Source organism: Lentilactobacillus hilgardii DSM 20176 = ATCC 8290 (genome assembly GCF_000159315.1).
GTDB classification, from domain to species: Bacteria; Bacillota; Bacilli; order Lactobacillales; family Lactobacillaceae; genus Lentilactobacillus; species Lentilactobacillus hilgardii.
The window spans coordinates 1-241 of the sequence record NZ_GG670050.1 but is presented as its reverse complement, the minus strand read 5'-3'; the positions used below and the strand labels follow the sequence as shown (position 1 = coordinate 241).

Genomic DNA, 241 nt, shown 5'->3' with positions numbered 1-241 from the left:
TGGTCTTCTTCTCGTATTCCGCGAATTGCGGAAAGAGGCTGGCCTGGCGGGCATAGATGCGGTCGCGCTCCTCGCCTTCGACGATGCGGGCCTTGACGGGAATGCGGGTAATTTCGGTGCCGTCGCCAACCGAAATGGCCGCGTCGGGATTGGCCTTGAGGTTGTGGAACCAGTCCGGATTGTTGTCGCTGCCGCCAAAGGAGGCAAAGACGAACCAGGGGCCTTCGCCCTCCCGCTGATA

General features: G+C 61.4%; 1 protein-coding gene. It reads right to left on the bottom strand.

The annotated features are described in order from the left end of the window. Positions 1-241: nitroreductase/quinone reductase family protein (locus HMPREF0519_RS13525; RefSeq protein ID WP_003637175.1), on the bottom strand; the 241-nt coding region annotated here is incomplete at both ends.